Annotated in this window: 15 protein-coding genes and 1 riboswitch; of the genes, 6 read left to right on the top strand and 9 right to left on the bottom strand. The window is 68.8% G+C overall.

Annotation, left to right across the window (positions count from 1 at the left end; all coding sequences use genetic code 11):
- Positions 1 to 4: 4 nt before the first annotated feature.
- A complete protein-coding gene (gene cydB, locus GA0115233_RS25760; RefSeq protein ID WP_093722681.1) occupies positions 5 to 1,009 on the bottom strand; it encodes a cytochrome d ubiquinol oxidase subunit II in 1,005 nt (334 codons plus the stop codon).
- Positions 1,010 to 1,029: 20 nt separating this feature from the next.
- Positions 1,030 to 2,538 (bottom strand): cytochrome ubiquinol oxidase subunit I, encoded by a 1,509-nt coding sequence (locus tag GA0115233_RS25755; protein ID WP_093722680.1) that lies wholly within the window; start codon positions 2,536 to 2,538, stop codon positions 1,030 to 1,032.
- Between the two features lie 203 nt (positions 2,539 to 2,741).
- Here GA0115233_RS25755 and GA0115233_RS25750 point away from each other — a divergent pair, with 203 nt between their 5' ends.
- A complete protein-coding gene (locus GA0115233_RS25750) occupies positions 2,742 to 3,116 on the top strand; it encodes a cyclophilin-like fold protein (RefSeq protein ID WP_093722679.1) in 375 nt (124 codons plus the stop codon).
- 24 nt (positions 3,117 to 3,140) lie between these two features.
- On the opposite strand, the gene hisC is transcribed toward GA0115233_RS25750, so the two are convergent.
- Positions 3,141 to 4,220 carry a histidinol-phosphate transaminase gene (gene hisC / locus GA0115233_RS25745; protein ID WP_093722678.1) on the bottom strand — a complete coding sequence of 360 codons (1,080 nt, stop codon included), beginning with the start codon at positions 4,218 to 4,220 and terminating at the stop codon, positions 3,141 to 3,143.
- A gap of 416 nt (positions 4,221 to 4,636) precedes the next feature.
- Between hisC and GA0115233_RS25740 the strand changes: the two genes are divergently transcribed.
- From GA0115233_RS25740 to GA0115233_RS25730, 3 genes are all read left to right on the top strand, one after another.
- Positions 4,637 to 5,749, top strand: coding sequence for a LacI family DNA-binding transcriptional regulator (locus tag GA0115233_RS25740; RefSeq protein WP_093722677.1), 1,113 nt, complete (start codon positions 4,637 to 4,639; stop codon positions 5,747 to 5,749).
- A 200-nt stretch (positions 5,750 to 5,949) separates the two neighbouring features.
- Complete coding sequence (locus GA0115233_RS25735) at positions 5,950 to 7,125, top strand: metallophosphoesterase family protein (protein ID WP_093722676.1); 1,176 nt, start codon at positions 5,950 to 5,952, stop codon at positions 7,123 to 7,125.
- A 194-nt stretch (positions 7,126 to 7,319) separates the two neighbouring features.
- A complete protein-coding gene (locus tag GA0115233_RS25730; protein ID WP_093722675.1) occupies positions 7,320 to 8,186 on the top strand; it encodes a hypothetical protein in 867 nt (288 codons plus the stop codon).
- Positions 8,187 to 8,264: 78 nt separating this feature from the next.
- Here the strand turns inward: GA0115233_RS25730 and GA0115233_RS25725 are convergent, their stop codons facing one another.
- Positions 8,265 to 9,662, bottom strand: a complete 1,398-nt coding sequence (locus GA0115233_RS25725) for a VWA domain-containing protein (protein ID WP_093722674.1) — start codon at positions 9,660 to 9,662, stop codon at positions 8,265 to 8,267.
- Between the two features lie 197 nt (positions 9,663 to 9,859).
- Between GA0115233_RS25725 and GA0115233_RS25720 the strand changes: the two genes are divergently transcribed.
- Complete coding sequence (locus tag GA0115233_RS25720; protein ID WP_141689568.1) at positions 9,860 to 10,387, top strand: hypothetical protein; 528 nt, start codon at positions 9,860 to 9,862, stop codon at positions 10,385 to 10,387.
- A gap of 50 nt (positions 10,388 to 10,437) precedes the next feature.
- Here GA0115233_RS25720 and thiC read toward each other — a convergent pair whose 3' ends face one another.
- On the bottom strand, positions 10,438 to 12,225 hold the full coding sequence (thiC, locus tag GA0115233_RS25715) for a phosphomethylpyrimidine synthase ThiC (RefSeq protein WP_093722672.1): 1,788 nt from the start codon (positions 12,223 to 12,225) through the stop codon (positions 10,438 to 10,440).
- Positions 12,218 to 12,405, bottom strand: a riboswitch (TPP riboswitch). It overlaps the preceding gene by 8 nt.
- A 71-nt stretch (positions 12,406 to 12,476) precedes the next feature.
- Here thiC and GA0115233_RS25710 point away from each other — a divergent pair.
- Positions 12,477 to 13,952, top strand: coding sequence for a YibE/F family protein (locus GA0115233_RS25710; RefSeq protein WP_093722671.1), 1,476 nt, complete (start codon positions 12,477 to 12,479; stop codon positions 13,950 to 13,952).
- A 116-nt stretch (positions 13,953 to 14,068) separates the two neighbouring features.
- On the opposite strand, the gene GA0115233_RS25705 is transcribed toward GA0115233_RS25710, so the two are convergent.
- The 4 genes from GA0115233_RS25705 to GA0115233_RS25690 form a co-directional block, all read right to left on the bottom strand.
- The gene (locus tag GA0115233_RS25705; RefSeq protein ID WP_093722670.1) at positions 14,069 to 14,506 is read right to left on the bottom strand and encodes an SsgA family sporulation/cell division regulator; all 438 of its coding nucleotides are present in this window, start codon (positions 14,504 to 14,506) and stop codon (positions 14,069 to 14,071) included.
- A gap of 99 nt (positions 14,507 to 14,605) precedes the next feature.
- Positions 14,606 to 15,340 (bottom strand): IclR family transcriptional regulator, encoded by a 735-nt coding sequence (locus GA0115233_RS25700; protein ID WP_255310349.1) that lies wholly within the window; start codon positions 15,338 to 15,340, stop codon positions 14,606 to 14,608.
- Between the two features lie 355 nt (positions 15,341 to 15,695).
- On the bottom strand, positions 15,696 to 15,908 hold the full coding sequence (locus GA0115233_RS25695) for a DUF5326 family protein (protein ID WP_093722669.1): 213 nt from the start codon (positions 15,906 to 15,908) through the stop codon (positions 15,696 to 15,698).
- Positions 15,909 to 16,091: 183 nt separating this feature from the next.
- Positions 16,092 to 16,409, bottom strand: coding sequence for a cupin domain-containing protein (locus GA0115233_RS25690; RefSeq protein ID WP_093722668.1), 318 nt, complete (start codon positions 16,407 to 16,409; stop codon positions 16,092 to 16,094).
- Positions 16,410 to 16,452 lie beyond the last annotated feature (43 nt).

The following is a 16,452-nucleotide window of genomic DNA, read 5'->3' as shown; positions in this document are numbered from 1 at the left end:
CACCTCAATGCACGGATTCAGCGATGTGCTGCGTACCGATGCGCTTGCGGAACACCCAGTAGGTCCAGCCCTGGTAGAGCAGCACGATCGGCGTGGCGATCACCGCGCACCACGTCATGATCGTCAGGGTGTACGAGCTCGACGAGGCGTTGGTGACCGTCAGGCTCCACTCCTCATTGAGCGTGGAGGGCATGACGTTCGGGAAGAGCGTCAGGAACAGCATGGCCACCGCGGCCACGATGGTCACGCCCGACAGCGCGAACGCCCAGCCCTCACGGCCGGCCTGATTGGCCGCCAGCGCCGCCACCAGCGCGGCCACGGCCACCACCAGCGCCACCAGGCTCTGTCCGTCGCCGTTGTCGACCTGCGTCCACAGCAGGAAGACCAGCGCGCACACGGCCGTGGCCAGACCGACCTGGAGCGCCCGCTTCCGTGCCCGCTCCCGGATGTCCCCCACGGTCTTCAGCGCCACGAACACCGCGCCGTGGAAGGTGAACAGCGTCAGCGTCACCAGGCCGCCGAGCAGGGCGTACGGGTTGAGCAGGTCCCAGAAGTTGCCCACGTACTCGAAATCCTGGTCGATCTTGACGCCGCGCACGATGTTGCCGAAGGCCACGCCCCACAGGAACGCCGGGACCAGCGAGGACCAGAAGATGGCGGTTTCCCAGTTGCGCTGCCAGTGCTCCTCCGGCCGCTTGGCGCGGTACTCGAAGGCGACGCCCCGGACGATCAGACAGATCAGGATGATCAGCAGGGGCAGGTAGAACCCGGAGAAGAGGGTCGCGTACCACTCGGGGAAGGCCGCGAAGGTGGCGCCGCCCGCGGTGAGCAGCCACACCTCGTTGCCGTCCCAGACGGGGCCGATGGTGTTGATCAGCACCCGCTTCTCGGTGCGGTCACGGGCCAGCAGCCGGGTGAGGATGCCGACCCCGAAGTCGAAGCCCTCCAGGAAGAAGTAGCCGGTCCACAGGACGGCGATCAGGACGAACCAGACGTCGTGCAGTTCCATGACTGTGCAGCTCCCTCGGCCTAGTACGAGAAGGCCATCGGCTTGTCGGCGTCACGGGGGTCGCCGCCGATCTTCGTGGGCGGGTTGAGGTCGGCCTCGGTCAGCTCGGGCGGTCCTGCCTTGACGTACTTCACCAGCAGCTTGACCTCGATCACGGCGAGGATCGCGTAGAGCGCAGTGAAGATGATCATCGAGGTGAGGACCTCGCCCTGGGAGACTCCGGGGGAGACCGCGTCGCGGGTGCGGAGCACGCCGTAGACGACCCACGGCTGGCGGCCCATCTCGGTGAAGATCCAGCCCCAGGAGTTGGCGATCAGCGGGAAGGCCAGGGTCCAGATCGCGATGCGCCAGTACCACCGGGTCAGCTTCGGGCCGAGGGCCTTGTTCGGGAGCAGCACCAGGTGCGGCACCTCGTCGTCACCGACCCTGAGGTGCTGCGGCAGCATGAACTTCTTGCGGGTCAGCCACAGGCCCACCAGACCGATGGTGAACGACGCCATGCCGAAGCCGATCATCCAGCGGAAGCCCCAGTAGGCGACCGGGATGTTGGGCCGGTAGTCGCCGGGCCCGAACCGCTCCTCCTCCATCTTCTGAATGTCGTTGATACCGGGCACGAAGGAGCTGAAGTCGTCCTTGGCCAGGAAGGACAGCAGGCCGGGGATCTCTATGGCGACCTTGTTGTGGCCCTCGTCGACGTCGCCGTAGGCGAAGACCGAGAACGGCGCGGGTGCCTCGCCGTCCCAGAGGGCCTCGGCGGCGGCCATCTTCATCGGCTGCTGCTCGTACATGATCTTGCCGAGCACATCACCGCTGACCGCGGTGAGCAGACCGCCGACCGCGACCGTGACCAGGCCGAGTCGCAGCGAGGTCTTCATCTCGCGGATGTGCTTCCTGCGCAGCAGGTGGAAGGCGGCGATGCCGACCATGAAGGCGCCACCGGTGAGGAAGGCCGCGGAGAGCGTGTGGAAGGCCTGGGCCAGCGCGGTGTTCTGGGTCAGGACGTGCCAGAAGTCGGTGAGCTCGGCCCGGCCGCGTTCCTCGTTGATGCGGTAGCCGACCGGGTGCTGCATCCAGGAGTTGGCCGCGAGGATGAAGTAGGCCGACAGGATCGTGCCGATCGACACCATCCACATGCAGGCGAGGTGGATCTTCTTCGGCAGCTTGTCCCAGCCGAAGATCCACAGCCCGATGAAGGTGGACTCGAAGAAGAACGCGATCAGGGCCTCGAAGGCGAGCGGGGCGCCGAAGACATCACCGACGAAGCGCGAGTAGTCGGACCAGTTCATGCCGAACTGGAACTCCTGCACGATGCCGGTGACCACACCCATCGCGATGTTGATCAGGAAGAGCTTGCCCCAGAACTTGGTGGCCCTGAGGTACTTCTCCTTCTCCGTGCGCACCCAGGCGGTCTGCAGGCCGGCCGTGAGGGCGGCGAGCGAGATCGTCAGCGGGACGAACAGGAAGTGGTAGACGGTGGTGATGCCGAACTGCCATCGCGCCAGAGTCTCCGGCGCCAGAGCCAGATCCACGTGTCAGTCTCCTTACTTCGGCGCGAACACTGCCGTGATTCATCCCCGGTACATCTCACGCATCACGGGACCAACCCGGCATGCTTGTGAACGCGTTCACATTCACAAGCAATTATGACGCACCGATTTTCGCCACTCGAAGGGGGGTCCCCTTAACACCGGAGCCTTGGCGAGACCTTCAACATATTGTTGAATTGCTCGCCATGCAGATACGGATCTCCTGGCCCGCGGGAAACCTCACCGCGACCCTCGACGACAGCCCGACCACCCGGGCCCTCGCCAAGGCCCTGCCCCTCACCTCCACCGCCCGCACCTGGGGCGAGGAGGTGTACTTCGACACCGAAATCTCGGTTCCACGTGAAACCGACGCCCGGCAGGTCGTGGAACCGGGCACCGTGGCCTTCTGGACGGACGACGACGCGCTCGCCCTCCCCTACGGGCCCACACCGATCTCGCGAGGCGACGAGTGCCGCCTCGCGAGCCCGTGCAATGTCCTCGGACGCCTCGACGGCGACCCCCGCCTGCTCGCGACCGTGCGCAACGGGGACCCCGTCCGGGTCGAGGAGGTGACCGACTAGAACTCCCCGACCGGAGCCACCCGGCTAGATCTCCTTGCGGAAGTCCTCCGCCACCTTGAGGAAGATGTCGTTCGCCTCGGTCTCCCCGACCGTCACGCGTACGCCCTCACCCGCGAACGGCCGGACCACCACGCCGTGCCGCTCACAAGCGGCGGCGAAGTCCACCGTGCGCTCCCCCAGCCGCAGCCACACGAAGTTGGCCTGGGTCTCCGGCACCGTCCAGCCCTGGGCGCGCAGCGCGTCGACCACGCGCGTGCGCTCGCCGACCAGCGAGCCGACCCGGCCCAGCAGTTCGTCCTCGGCCCGCAGTGAGGCCACCGCCGCGTCCTGCGCGAGCTGGCTCACCCCGAACGGCACCGCGGTCTTGCGCAGCGCCGCCGCGACCGGCTCGTGCGCGATGGCGAAACCGACCCTGAGTCCCGCGAGCCCGTACGCCTTGGAGAAGGTGCGCAGGACGCAGACGTTCGGCCGGTCCCGGTAGATCTCCACGCCGTCCGGCACCTCGGGGTCGCGGATGAACTCGCGGTACGCCTCGTCCAGCACCACCAGCACGTCACCGGGCACCCGGTCCAGGAACCGCTCCAGCTCGGGACGCTTGACGACCGTGCCGGTGGGGTTGTTGGGGTTGCAGACGAAGATCAGCCGGGTCCGGTCGGTGATGGCCTCGGCCATCGCGTCCAGGTCGTGCACATCGCCGGACGTCAGCGGCACCCGCACCGAGGTCGCCCCGCTGATCTGCGTGATGATCGGGTACGCCTCGAAGGACCGCCAGGCGTAGATGACCTCGTCGCCGGGGCCGGCGGTGGACTGGAGCAGCTGCTGGGCGACGCCGACCGAGCCGGTGCCGGTGGCCAGGTGGGAGACGGGGACCCCGAAGCGCTCGGAGAGCTCGTTCATCAGGCCCGTGCACGCCATGTCCGGGTAGCGGTTGAAGGAGGAGGCCGCGGCGGTCACGCTCTCCATCACGCCGGGCAGCGGGGGGTAGGGGTTCTCGTTGGAGGACAGCTTGTAGGCGACCGGCCCGCCGGCCGCGGCGGGCTTGCCCGGCTTGTAGGTGGGGATACCCTCCAGCTCGGCGCGCAGCTTGGGGCTTGTCTCGCTCACCGCAGTCCTCCTCGCGACAACCGGCGGCGTCGTCGCCACCGGCTTTCCAATGCTTCTCACCTTATGAGGATTCGGCCCGCCTGCGTACAGGTGGGACAGGACCTCCTCCGTCACACCGGCATCAGGGGCATCACGCCGCAAGCTGTACGAATTGGGGGGCGCGCTTTACATATATCTACGCGCCGGTGGCTCGCGCCGTGGCGCGCATCCCTCGTGAAGGTGAGTTGAGACCTCTTCGAAACATCGGGAACTTGGCAGGCTTGCGCACGCCGACAAGTCACGTATTGCTATGGGAGCGCTTAACTCCCTTGCAATCCAAGGAACTTACTGCTTGTTGACCATGCAGAAACGTGCCTGTCAACGCCTGCATATGCGTCCGCACTACCCCACCTGATGAGCCCTACTATCGGCTCGCCATGACAGCAGCAGGGAAGCACCAGGTGAGCCGCGCGGAGACCGCCCGCCGGGGCAACAGGCCGGGGCGAGCGGGCATCAGAGACGTCGCCGCCGCAGCCGGAGTCTCCATCACGACCGTCTCCGACGCCCTCAACGGCAAGGGCCGGCTCCCCGACGCCACCCGACGCCACGTCCGTGAAGTCGCCGACCGGCTGGGCTACCGCCCGTCGGCCGCGGCCCGAACCCTCCGTACCGGCAAGTCAGGGCTCATCGGCCTGACCGTGACGACATACGGGGATGAACCTTTCACCTTCACCGAGTTCGCCTACTTCGCCGAGATGGCCAGGGCCGCCACCTCCGCCGCGCTCGCCCGCGGCTACGCCCTGGTCATCCTGCCCGCGACCTCCCGCCACGACGTGTGGTCCAACGTCGCCCTGGACGGCACCGTGGTGATCGACCCGTCCGACCAGGACCCGGTCGTCAGCGAACTGGTCCGGCAGGGCTTACCGGTCGTCTCCGACGGCCGCCCCGTCGGCTCGCTGCCGGTCACCGCCTGGGTCGACAACGACCACGAGGCCGCCGTCCTCGGCATCCTCGACCACCTCGCCGACGCCGGCGCCCGCCGCATCGGCCTGCTCACCGGCACCACCACGGACACGTACACCCACCTGTCCACCACCGCCTACCTGCACTGGTGCGAGCGGGTCGGCCAGGACCCGGTGTACGAGGCGTACCCGGCGCACGACCCCTGCGCGGGAGCCGTCGCCGCCGACCGGCTGCTGGCCCGCCCCGACCGCCCGGACGCCGTGTACGGGCTGTTCGACCCCAACGGCACCGACCTGCTCGCCGCCGCCCGCCGCTACGGGCTGCGCGTCCCGGACGACCTGCTGCTGGTCTGCTGCAGCGAGTCCACGGTCTACGCCAACACCGAGCCGCCCATCACCACGCTCTCGCTCAAACCGCGCCGGATCGGCACGGCCGTGGTGCAGCTCCTCATCGACGCGATCGAGGGGGTCGAATCGGACCAACCGGTCGAGCAGGTGATACCTACCGAGCTGATCGTCCGTACCTCGTCCCAGCGACGTCCCCCGCGGACGACCGTCAGCCCGCCCCGGTCACCCGAGGAGCGGTAGAACAGGGCCGGAGACGGGCGGTAGAAGCCCTGCCCAATCGGGGCGAAAGCCGCGGTGAACCAGAGCCCTGTTCTGATTCACCACCCCTGGGTCATCACATGGCGCGATCTGCATTCCTATGATGGGCCCACGACACCGCGGGCCGCTGCGACCAGGCAGTCCGAAGCGGTGCAGATGCGGCGCGATGGTGGAGGGGTCTGATGACTCAGGGGGCCGGTCAGGGACCCGAGGTGGAGCGGACGGCGACGTTGCGCGACTTCCGGGTGCCCGCGTACGTCCACGAGACCGGTCCGTACGGCCAGCCCGCCCAGGCCCCCGGCACACCCCACGCCCACGGCACGCCGCCCGTCCCGCAGGGCACCGCTCCGCGCGGCGCTCCGGCCGACCCGCACGGCGGGCACCCGGGCGGCGTCACCCCGCCCCCGCCGGCCGAGGAGGTCTACCCGGAGGGGTACACCCCCACCCAGCGCGACCTGCCCGTCATCAACCGGCGCGGTGACACGCTCCAGGTGACCGTCGAGCCCATGCCCGCCCCGGCCCCCCAGCGGGCCGACGGCCCCGGGCCGCTGTTCGTCGTCGGTGACGTCCACGGCTACCTCGACGAACTGATCGCCGCCCTCCAGCAGAAGGGCCTGATCGACGCGGCGGGCAACTGGTGCGCGGGCACCGCCCGGCTGTGGTTCCTCGGCGACTTCACCGACCGCGGCCCCGACGGCATCGGCGTCATCGACCTGGTCATGCGGCTGTCCGCCGAGGCCGCCGCGGCCGGCGGCTACTGCAAGGCCCTCATGGGCAACCACGAGCTGCTGCTGCTCGGCGCCAAGCGGTTCTCCGACACCCCCGTCAACTCCGGCGCGGGCACCGCCACCTTCCAGGCGGCCTGGCTGCTCAACGGCGGCCAGAAGACCGACATGGACCGGCTCCAGGACCATCACCTGCAGTGGATGGCCCGCCTGGACGCCATGGAAGAGGTCGACGGGCATCTGCTCGTCCACTCCGACACCACCGCCTACCTGGACTACGGCCGCTCCATCGAGGAGGTCAACGACACCGTCCGGGAGACCCTCACCCGCAATGACGCGGACGAGTGCTGGGATCTGTTCCGCAAGTTCACCAAGCGCTTCTCCTTCCGCGACGAGGGCGGCTCCGACGCCGTACGCTCCCTGCTCGATACGTACGGCGGCACCCGGATCGTTCACGGCCACAGCCCGATCCCCTATCTGCTGGGCGAGGTCGGCTCCGAGGACGGCGAGGACAACGGCGGCCCGGTCGTCGAGGGACCGCACGTCTACGCCGACGGTCTGGCCATCGCGATGGACGGCGGCGTGACCATGGCCGGGAAACTGCTGGTCCAACAACTCCCGCTGGACATCTGATTCTTCACCGGGCACACCCGTCCCCGGTCGGAAGCGCCGGGGACGATGCAGGCCAGGGCCCAATTTCTGCAAACCCCCTGTCACCGTGTGCCGTGACCGCTCTACCATCGGCTTATCCGTAGCAGGCTCCCCTCCGTTTCTGCCCGACGGCTCGTTGCCATGCGCGAGCCCCAAGCCCTACGGAGCATCGGGGGATGCACATGAACAGCGTTCCGCAGCACCTGCACAGCGAGGACCGCCAAGAGTACGAGCGGCTCCTCGACGAGGCGCTGCGCTCCGCACCGACCCGCCCTGAACTGGCCGCTGTCGGACAGCGGCTCAACACCGAACAGCTGCGCACCATGGCGCTGAACGCCTCCGCGATCATCACGGCGGCAGCGGCGACCGAGTACCAGCACTACGTGAAGGTCCGCGAGGAACTGCGCCATCCGGCGCCGTCCACCCCGTCCGTGCGGGAATCCGGCTCCAGCGAGTCGGCGTCCGGCGCGATGGGGCTCGCCGCCACTATGGGAGAGGCCACGGCCGAGACCGCCGGCGCGGGTGTCGTCGCCGTCGCGGCCGTCCTCACCCCTGTCCTCGCCGGGATCGCCGCGGCGATCTTCCTGCTCGTCGGCTACATCCTGAAGATGCTGAACCCCGAGCCGGCGTTCGCCCAGACCATGCTCACCACCGGCTGGGTGTTCGGTGCCGTGACGGCGGTCGCGATCCTCATCGCCGCCGTCGGGCTGCTGCTCACCGCACTGCGCAACCGCCCGGCGATGGACGGTGCCTACGGAGAGATGCACGGTGAGGTGGCCAGGGCCAGGGAGGCATGGCGAGAGGCCCTGCTGGAACGGGGCATCATGCCGTTCCTGCGGGACGCCCTCGCCGACCCCGGCTCCGCCGTCGCCCTGCCCCGCACCGCCCCCACGGCGCCGACCAGCCGAATCCCCCACCTCGGCTACGACCGGCCGGGTTTCAGCAGCCCCGGCGAAGGTCCCGCCCCGGGTTCCCGTCCGAGCTTCACCAGTCCGGACTACACCAGCCCCGACTACGGGGGTCCGGAACACCGGCCGGAGTGACCCTGGTCCCACGGCTTGCGCCCCCACCGAGGGGACGCAAGCCGATCGTCGGGGCGGCTCTGCGTCGGGCGGCTCTGCTCAGAGGATGCCGGCGCTGCGCGCTGCGACCGTCCAGCTCGGGAACTCCGACAGCAGACGGTCGTAGAGCTCCTGGTCGGGGACGGTGCTGATGTCGTCCACGGCGAAGAAGCCGACGTTGTCGACGCGGCGGCCGGGCAGGGTGTCGAAGCGCTCCAGCACGCCGTAGTTGGACTTGCCGAGCCCCACGAACTGCCAGAAGATCGGCTCCTCGACGGCCGCGCGGAGTTCCTTCTCGATCTGGGCGTTGCGGTAGATGCCGCCGTCGGAGAAGAACAGCACCAGGGTGGGCGCGGGCACCGGCGTCTTCCGGACATAGTCCCGGACTTCGGCGATGACCTTCTGCTCCTCGTTCTGGATCCCGACCGCGCGCATGTCGACCTGGCCCTCCGCCAGACCCTTCTTCCGCTTCCTGCCTCCGAAGAGGCTCAGCTCACCGCAGCGCACGTGCAGCCGCGTCCACTCCGGCAGTTCACCGATACGGAAGTCCGGCAGCCGGGCCGGATTCGAGGCGAACGTCCACGCCTGCATCTCCCCGTCGTCGTCCAACTGCGCGGCCACGGCGGCCATCCGCTCGACGACGTCGGCGACGACGCCCTTGGAGTACAGGAACGACATGGACCCTGAGGCGTCCAGCACGAGAATGACCCGAGCGGTGATCCCCTGCGCCCCGTGCTTGCTGAGACTGACGGCGACCTGCTTCTTCCGAAGATCAAGCCGCTTGCGCATGTCGACCGGGAGCCGCTCCTCGCCCTTGGTGAGGTTGGGGGAGGGGGCAGGAGGCGCGGGGGGTGCCACAGGAGCGGCGGGAGCCGCAGGTACGGGAGCCGTGAGTACGGAAGGCGCAGCCGCGGCTGAGGGCTCCTCCTCGTCCACGGTGATACCGAAATCGGTCGCCAACCCGGCCAGCCCCGAGGCATACCCCTGCCCGACGGCCCGGAACTTCCACTTCCCCTGCCGCAGATAGAGCTCCCCGCCGATGAAGGCGGTCTCGGTGCTCGCCTCCATGACGAAGTGAGCGATCTCGGCCCGGGTTCCTTCGTCGACCAGCCTGAGCCTGAGCCCCGGCACCTGCCCGAAGGTGCCCCCGTCGGCCGAGGCACACAGGACGATCCGCTCCACGGCAGGCTCCAGCCCCCCGAAGTCGACGGTGAGGGTGTCGGTCACCGTGCCCGCCCCGTCGTCCCGCTGCTTTCCCAGATGACTCACCGCCTGGGAGGCATGCTGCGGCTGGTTGTAGAAGACGAAGTCCCCGTCGTCCCGCACCCGTCCCGCCGCGGTGAGCAGCAGCGCCGAAGCATCCACATCGGGCACCCCCGGCCCCTCCGACCAGGTCAACTCCACACGTACGGCCGCGGCATCCACGGCCAGATTGGCGCCCTTGCTCAGTGCTGTCATGGGTTCAGTGTGCCGACTGATCCGTTTCCTCCGGAAGGCTTGCGCCGATCGGCCGAGGTGGGTGTTTCACGTGAAACACCCACCTATGGGAACGGCTGCCCCCAGGCCGTTATCGCACCGACATTCCCCCCTGACCTTGAGCGACCTTTAATTCGATCCCCGATCCGAAGGAAGGTCCGGGGCTCTTGGGAGGCGTGGTGGCGGAACAGGTAGCGGTGCTCAGACGACCCGCGTACGTATGGCTGCCGTTGACCGGCGCGATCGTCGCCCACGCCTTCGCCTTCGTGCTCATGGGGCCTGTCGACGAACCGGCGGGTGCCTTGATGCTCGGCGGACTCGCGCTCTTCTTCTGGGCGCTGGGCTGGGACTCCGCCGTCCGCAGCACCGCCGACCGCGTGTCCGTCACCAACTTCCTGGTGACGTCGACCGTCGCCTGGGGCGATGTCCTCCACGTGGCCGCCAACGGGTGCCTGCACATCGCCCTACGAGACGGCCGCTCCCTCACGTCGGTCGGTTTCGGCAGCTCCCTCGTCGGCACATTCACCGGATACCCGACTCACCGCAGAGCGGTCCAACTGCTGGAGGAGACCCACCGAGCGGCCCCCGAAACACGCCAGGTGAGGGGCCCGGCCCAGATCGACACGAGGTTCGAGTGGCGCCGACTCCTCGGCGCCCTGGCCACGGTCTACGGCCCGCTCCTGATCGTCTGGGCCCTGCCCCTCTGAGGACGCACGGCGCTGCCCCTCGTCGCGGGACAGCACCGGCGCGCCGTGCGTCAGTCGGCCAGCGGCAGATACACCCGGTTCCCCGCCGCCGCGAACTCCTTGGACTTCTGGGCCATGCCCTCCTCGATCTCCTGCGGCGTACCACCATGCTGACGGCGGATGTTCTGGGAGATCTTCATCGAGCAAAACTTGGGACCGCACATGGAGCAGAAGTGGGCGGTCTTGGCCGGCTCGGCCGGGAGGGTCTCGTCGTGGAACTCGCGGGCCGTGTCCGGGTCGAGGGCCAGGTTGAACTGGTCCTCCCAGCGGAACTCGAAGCGGGCGTCGGACAGTGCGTCGTCCCACTCCTGGGCGCCGGGGTGGCCCTTGGCGAGGTCGGCCGCGTGGGCGGCGATCTTGTAGGTGATGACGCCGGTCTTGACGTCGTCGCGGTTGGGCAGACCCAGGTGCTCCTTGGGCGTGACATAGCAGAGCATCGCCGTGCCCCACCAGGCGATCATCGCGGCGCCGATGCCGGAGGTGATGTGGTCGTAGGCCGGTGCCACATCCGTCGTCAGCGGGCCGAGCGTGTAGAACGGCGCCTCCTCGCAGATCTCCTGCTGAAGGTCGATGTTCTCCTTGATCTTGTGCATCGGGACATGGCCCGGGCCCTCGATCATGGTCTGTACGTTGAAGCGCTTGGCGATCCGGTTGAGTTCGCCGAGCGTCCGCAGCTCCGCGAACTGCGCCTCGTCGTTGGCGTCCGCGATCGACCCGGGCCGCAGGCCGTCGCCGAGGGAGTACGTCACGTCGTAGGCGGCCAGGATCTCGCAGAGCTCCTCGAAGTTCTCGTACAGGAAGCTCTCCTTGTGGTGCGCGAGGCACCACGCGGCCATGATCGAGCCGCCGCGCGAGACGATGCCGGTCTTGCGGTTGGCGGTCAGCGGCACGTACGGCAGCCGGACGCCTGCGTGGACGGTCATGTAGTCCACGCCCTGCTCGGCCTGCTCGATGACCGTGTCCTTGTAGATCTCCCAGGTCAGTTCCTCGGCCTTGCCGTCCACCTTCTCCAGGGCCTGGTAGAGCGGCACCGTGCCGATGGGCACGGGGGAGTTGCGCAGCACCCACTCGCGGGTGGTGTGGATGTTGCGGCCGGTGGAGAGGTCCATGACCGTGTCGGCGCCCCAGCGGGTCGCCCAGGTCATCTTCTCCACCTCCTCCTCGATGGACGACGTCACCGCGGAGTTGCCGATGTTGGCGTTGACCTTCACCAGGAACCGCTTGCCGATGATCATCGGCTCGATCTCCGGGTGGTTGACGTTCGCGGGCAGCACCGCCCGCCCGGCCGCGATCTCCTCGCGCACCACCTCGGGTGAGACGTTCTCCCGGATGGCCACGTACTCCATCTCCGGCGTGATCTCGCCCCGACGGGCATACGCGAGCTGGGTGACCGCGCTCCCGTCACGGCTGCGGCGCGGCAGCCGGGGCCGCCCCGGGAAGACCGCGTCGAGGTTACGCAGATTGCCGCCGCGCGGCGAGGTGTGCTTGATCCCGTCGTCCTCGGGACGCACAGGACGGCCCGCGTACTCCTCGGTGTCCCCGCGGGCGATGATCCAGTTCTCCCGCAGCGGGGCCAGCCCCCGGCGGACGTCTGTCTCGACGAGTGGATCGGTGTACGGGCCCGAGGTGTCGTACAGCGTGACCGACTGCCCGTTGGTGAGATGCACCTGACGGACCGGCACGCGCAGATCGGGGCGCGAGCCCTCGATGTACCCCTTGTGCCAGCCGATGGACTTCCCGGCCTCCTGCGCCTTCTCGTCCTGGCTGGAGGCAGGCGTGCGTACGTCCTTGATGGTCATGAGACCTACTCCCTACGCCGGCATTACCCGGTAACAGGTTCGGCGGTCGACGCAGCGGTATCCGTCTGCCGATGTTCCGTGGTGAGCGTCACGTTCGTGGTGACGTTCCACGTGAAACATCGCTGGGACGGAGGTCAGCGCCCTCTCAGCCCGGTGCTCCGAGCTCCCGCGTGTACAAAGGTGCCCCCACGCTAGCGTCAATTCGGGCGCGGTGAACAGGGGGCCCCTGTCGTTCTTGCGATGATCGGTCGGTGACCTCGATGCATGAACCCCCGTTTCCGCCGCACGGGCCGCCCCGCGCCCAGGGCGGCACCGAAGCACCAGGCGACGGCCACGGGCATCCGCAGGGACACGGGCACGGACCTGGGCGCGGCCATGAACCCGGACATGGGCACGGGCACTCCCACGCTCACGCCCACGGCCCGGCCGCTCCGGTCTCCAAGCATCTGCGCAAGGTGATCGCGGCCGTCCTCATCCCGTTCGCCGTCGCCGTGGTCGTCGGGCTCGTGGTGCTGTGGCCGGGCGGTGCGCCGGGGCACGAGCGCACCGGGGTCGGCTTCGACCGGCAGACCCAGCAGGCCACGGTCACCCAGGTGGAGAAGGTCAGTTGCTCCTCGGTGAACGCCTCCGGGGTGCCGCCGACCGGTGACACCTCCACGGCGGAGGGCTCCTCGGCGCAGCAACAGGCCGACGGCACCTGCGAGAAGGCGACGATCCGGGTCGACACCGGCAAGGACAAGGGCCGTACCTTCACCGAGATCGTGCAGCCGGACCAGTCCCGGAAGCTGAGCGAGGGCCAGGAGGTCATCGTCGCCTACGAGCCGTCGGCGCCGAAGGATCTTCAGTACGCGGTCACCGACGTCAACCGCCGGGTGCCGATGATCGTGCTCGCCGGCATCTTCGCGCTCGCCGTTGTGCTGGTGGGGCGGATGCGCGGAGTCATGGCGCTGATCGCGCTGGCGGTCAGCTTCCTGGTGCTGACCCTGTTCATCCTTCCGGCCATCCTCCAGGGGTCGAACCCGCTGCTCGTGGCGGTCGTCGGATCGAGCGCGATCATGCTGATCGCCCTCTACATGTGTCACGGGCTGTCGGCGCGAACATCCGTGGCGGTGCTCGGCACGCTGATGTCGCTGCTGCTGATCGGCATCCTCGGCTCCGTCTTCATCGACTGGGCCGCGCTCACCGGCAACACGGACGACAACACCGGTCTGATCCACGGGCTGTACCCGGAGATCGACATGAGCGGTCTGCTGCTGGCCGGCATCATCATCGGCTCGCTCGGTGTGCTCGACGATGTGACGGTCACCCAGACCTCGGCGGTGTGGGAGCTGCACGAGGCCAACCCCGCGATGGGCCGGCGCGGGCTCTACCGGGCCGCCATCCGTATCGGCCGCGACCATATCGCCTCGGTGGTCAACACCCTGGTCCTCGCCTACGCGGGTGCCGCGTTGCCGCTGTTGCTGCTGTTCACGATCGCGGAGAGCAGCGTGGGCACGGTTGCCACGAGTGAGCTGGTGGCGGAGGAGATCGTGCGCACGCTGGTCGGCTCGATCGGTCTGGTCGCCTCGGTGCCGCTCACCACGGTTCTCGCCGCCCTGGTGGTCTCGGCGGACCGCCCGGAGGGGCGGCTCACGACGGCCGAGGGCCACTCGGCCTCGGCGCGTTCCACGACCGGCGCCCAGTCGGCACCGGCACGCGGAGGGCGGGGTCGGCGCCGCAAGCGGTAGCGGCGTCCCGGGCGCCGAAGGGCGCCCTCCCGCAGGAGAAGCGTTCCTGCGCACCACCCGCCGCCGGCCCCTGGGCGTTACGGCAGGGCGGCCCCCGCTGCCCCTGCCGTAACGCTTCACCCCGCGCTCTGCTCCTCGGCCAGGATGCGGTCCAGGGCCTCGTCGAGGCTGGCGTCGAAGTCGGACAGGGCGGCCTCCTGCCCCAGCGGCACCAGCTTGTCCGTACGGTCGAGGAAGGCGATGAGCGGCGCCGAGGAGGACCGGAACAGCGCGTGGTCGCCGCCGACCTGAAGCCGGATCAGCACATCGCCGAGGCTGTCGGGGTCGGCCGGGGCGACCCGCACATCGCCCTCACCGCATGGCCGGCCCACCCCGTCGATCAGCAGCTCCCGCCCGAACGCCCAGGTCACCGGGGCGTCCCCGGGGAGATGGAAGGTCAGCCGCACGGCATAGGGATCAGAGGTCTCGTACCGCAACTCCACCGGAATGCGGAAGGAGAGCTCCTCGGAGACGAGAAAGCTCATCATGACCTCTGCCTGTACGGACTCGCGCATCGCCTACCCCGTCATCTGCCGTCGTATCGGCCAGGAATGATCCGCCTGACACTGGGAAATCTTGCTGAACGTACACAGGAGATCACAAGGAGTGAGTTTTCAGATGCTGATAGAGATCGCGAGCGAACCCAGATGTCGCCCGATCTCGCCCTGCAACTGGCGTGCCGCGGCCATCAGACGGTCGGCCTGATGGCACGGAAGGGAGATCGCCATGGTCGCCGCTGTTGTACCCACAGTGATCGGAATGGCGGCGCACACCGTGCCCAGCGCGTACTCCTGACGCTCGGTCACCAGCTCCATGCGCTGCATCCGGTCCAGCCGCCGGAGCAGGGTGCGGTCGTCCCCCACCGTGTACGGGGTGAGGGGCTGCACCGGGTAGCGCTCCAGATGCTCCCGGCGCGAGCCCTCGTCCAACTGGGCCAGCAGACACTGACCGATGGCGTGCGCGTGCCCGGTCTCCCGGAAGTCGGCCCATTCCTCGACGGCCGGATTGCCGGGCGTGTCGGAGACGCACATGACCTCGATCTCGCCGTCGCGGTACATCGCGTAGTACACGGGCACACCGATGGCGTCCCGCCAGTGGGCGAGCGCGTCGGCGACCGCGCTGCGACGTTTCTGCTGTGCTCCGCTGCTGCTCAGCCGCTCGGCCGCCTCCCCCAGGAAGAACAGGCCCTTCTCGCGCCGTAGATAGCCCTCGTGGACCAGGGTGCGCAGCAGGTGGTAGGCGGTCGGCAGGGCGAGACCGGTCTCGCGGGCCAACTGTTTGGCGGGAGCGCCGTGTTCGTGCTCGGCGACGGATTCCAGCAGGCGCATCGCGCGCTGCACGGAGCCGATGAGGGTCGCGGAGTGCGCGCCGCCAGCAGGGTGGGCGGGCGCGGGGTCCTGCGGTGTCGGCTGGGCCGGGGGGCGGGCGCAGGTGCCGGTGCCGGGGGCCCGGGCTGTCGCTCGGGCTGCGTGGGTTTCGGAGAGGGCGGTGTCAGCCGTGGCCAAGGGTCACTCCCGAAGCGCGAGGGGGCAGCCCGTGCGGGGAACACGGGTGGGGGTGTACGCCGCTCGCGGGGTCGTCCCCGCGTCGATTTCCCGGACTCTATTCGTCCATCAGCGCTCGTAGACGGCCTGCCCGCGAAACTTCCCTCGCCCGAGGGAACCGGTGATTCTGGTTACCGCCCACCGGTGCCCGCGGTGTCACTCAGAAGTCCCCGCGCGAGGAGGAGCTCGACGTGAACTTCCGCACGACGTAGACGAGTCCGCCGACCAGGGCCACGAAGACCAGCACCTTGAACAGCAGCCCGATGACGAAGGTGACCACGCTGGCTATCAGCCCGCCGAACACGACCAGGGCGATGACCGGCACCGCGATCCACTTGACCCACCACGGCAGTCCCGCGAAGAACTCACCCATCGTCCTTGTCCTTACCTCTCCGCCCGTCACTGTGCCGGGTCCTGTGGGACGGCCCCGCGCTGTGACCGCGGGACCGTCTTTTCTTGCCTGCTTCGATGCTAGGGCGGCGAGGGGGTCGGGCGGGGCCGTCGCGCCCCCCCGTCCTCCCCTGATCGATCCCCTAGGGATTCCGGGGGCCGACCCTCAGCTCTCGGGCGGAGAGAACACGACGAGGACCCGCAGATCCTCGCTGATGTGGTGGAACTTGTGGGCCACCCCGGCCGGCACGTACACCACGCTGCCCCGCGCCACCTGCGTGGTCTCCATGCCCACGGTGATCGCCGCGCGGCCGCTCACCACGAAGTAGACCTCGTCCTGGTTGTGCGGCTGCTGCGGGTCGTGCTCGCCGGCGTTGAGCGCGTACAGACCGACCGACATGTTCCGTTCCCGCAGGAACTGGAGGTATGCGCCGTCGTTCGCGGCGCGCTCCGCCTCCAGTTCGTCCAGCCGGAATGCCTTCATCGCTAGTTGCCCGCTCTCTGCCACTGCTCGTTTCCGATCTCGT

Source organism: Streptomyces sp. DI166, assembly GCF_900091315.1.
Classification (GTDB): domain Bacteria; phylum Actinomycetota; class Actinomycetes; order Streptomycetales; family Streptomycetaceae; genus Streptomyces; species Streptomyces fuscus.
Note: the sequence above shows the minus strand (reverse complement) of the source record. Positions and strands in the feature narration are given on the sequence as shown.

Excerpts from the sequence above, each read along its gene's own strand:
- cydB (WP_093722681.1), bottom strand. The coding sequence starts at position 1,009 with ATGGAACTGCACGACGTCTGGTTCGTCCTGATCGCCGTCCTGTGGACC.
- GA0115233_RS25750 (WP_093722679.1), top strand. The coding sequence starts at position 2,742 with ATGCAGATACGGATCTCCTGGCCCGCGGGAAACCTCACCGCGACCCTC.
- GA0115233_RS25740 (WP_093722677.1), top strand. The coding sequence starts at position 4,637 with ATGACAGCAGCAGGGAAGCACCAGGTGAGCCGCGCGGAGACCGCCCGC.
- GA0115233_RS25735 (WP_093722676.1), top strand. The coding sequence starts at position 5,950 with ATGACTCAGGGGGCCGGTCAGGGACCCGAGGTGGAGCGGACGGCGACG.
- GA0115233_RS25730 (WP_093722675.1), top strand. The coding sequence starts at position 7,320 with ATGCACATGAACAGCGTTCCGCAGCACCTGCACAGCGAGGACCGCCAA.
- GA0115233_RS25725 (WP_093722674.1), bottom strand. The coding sequence starts at position 9,662 with ATGACAGCACTGAGCAAGGGCGCCAATCTGGCCGTGGATGCCGCGGCC.
- thiC (WP_093722672.1), bottom strand. The coding sequence starts at position 12,225 with ATGACCATCAAGGACGTACGCACGCCTGCCTCCAGCCAGGACGAGAAG.
- GA0115233_RS25705 (WP_093722670.1), bottom strand. The coding sequence starts at position 14,506 with ATGCGCGAGTCCGTACAGGCAGAGGTCATGATGAGCTTTCTCGTCTCC.
- GA0115233_RS25695 (WP_093722669.1), bottom strand. The coding sequence starts at position 15,908 with ATGGGTGAGTTCTTCGCGGGACTGCCGTGGTGGGTCAAGTGGATCGCG.
- GA0115233_RS25690 (WP_093722668.1), bottom strand. The coding sequence starts at position 16,409 with ATGAAGGCATTCCGGCTGGACGAACTGGAGGCGGAGCGCGCCGCGAAC.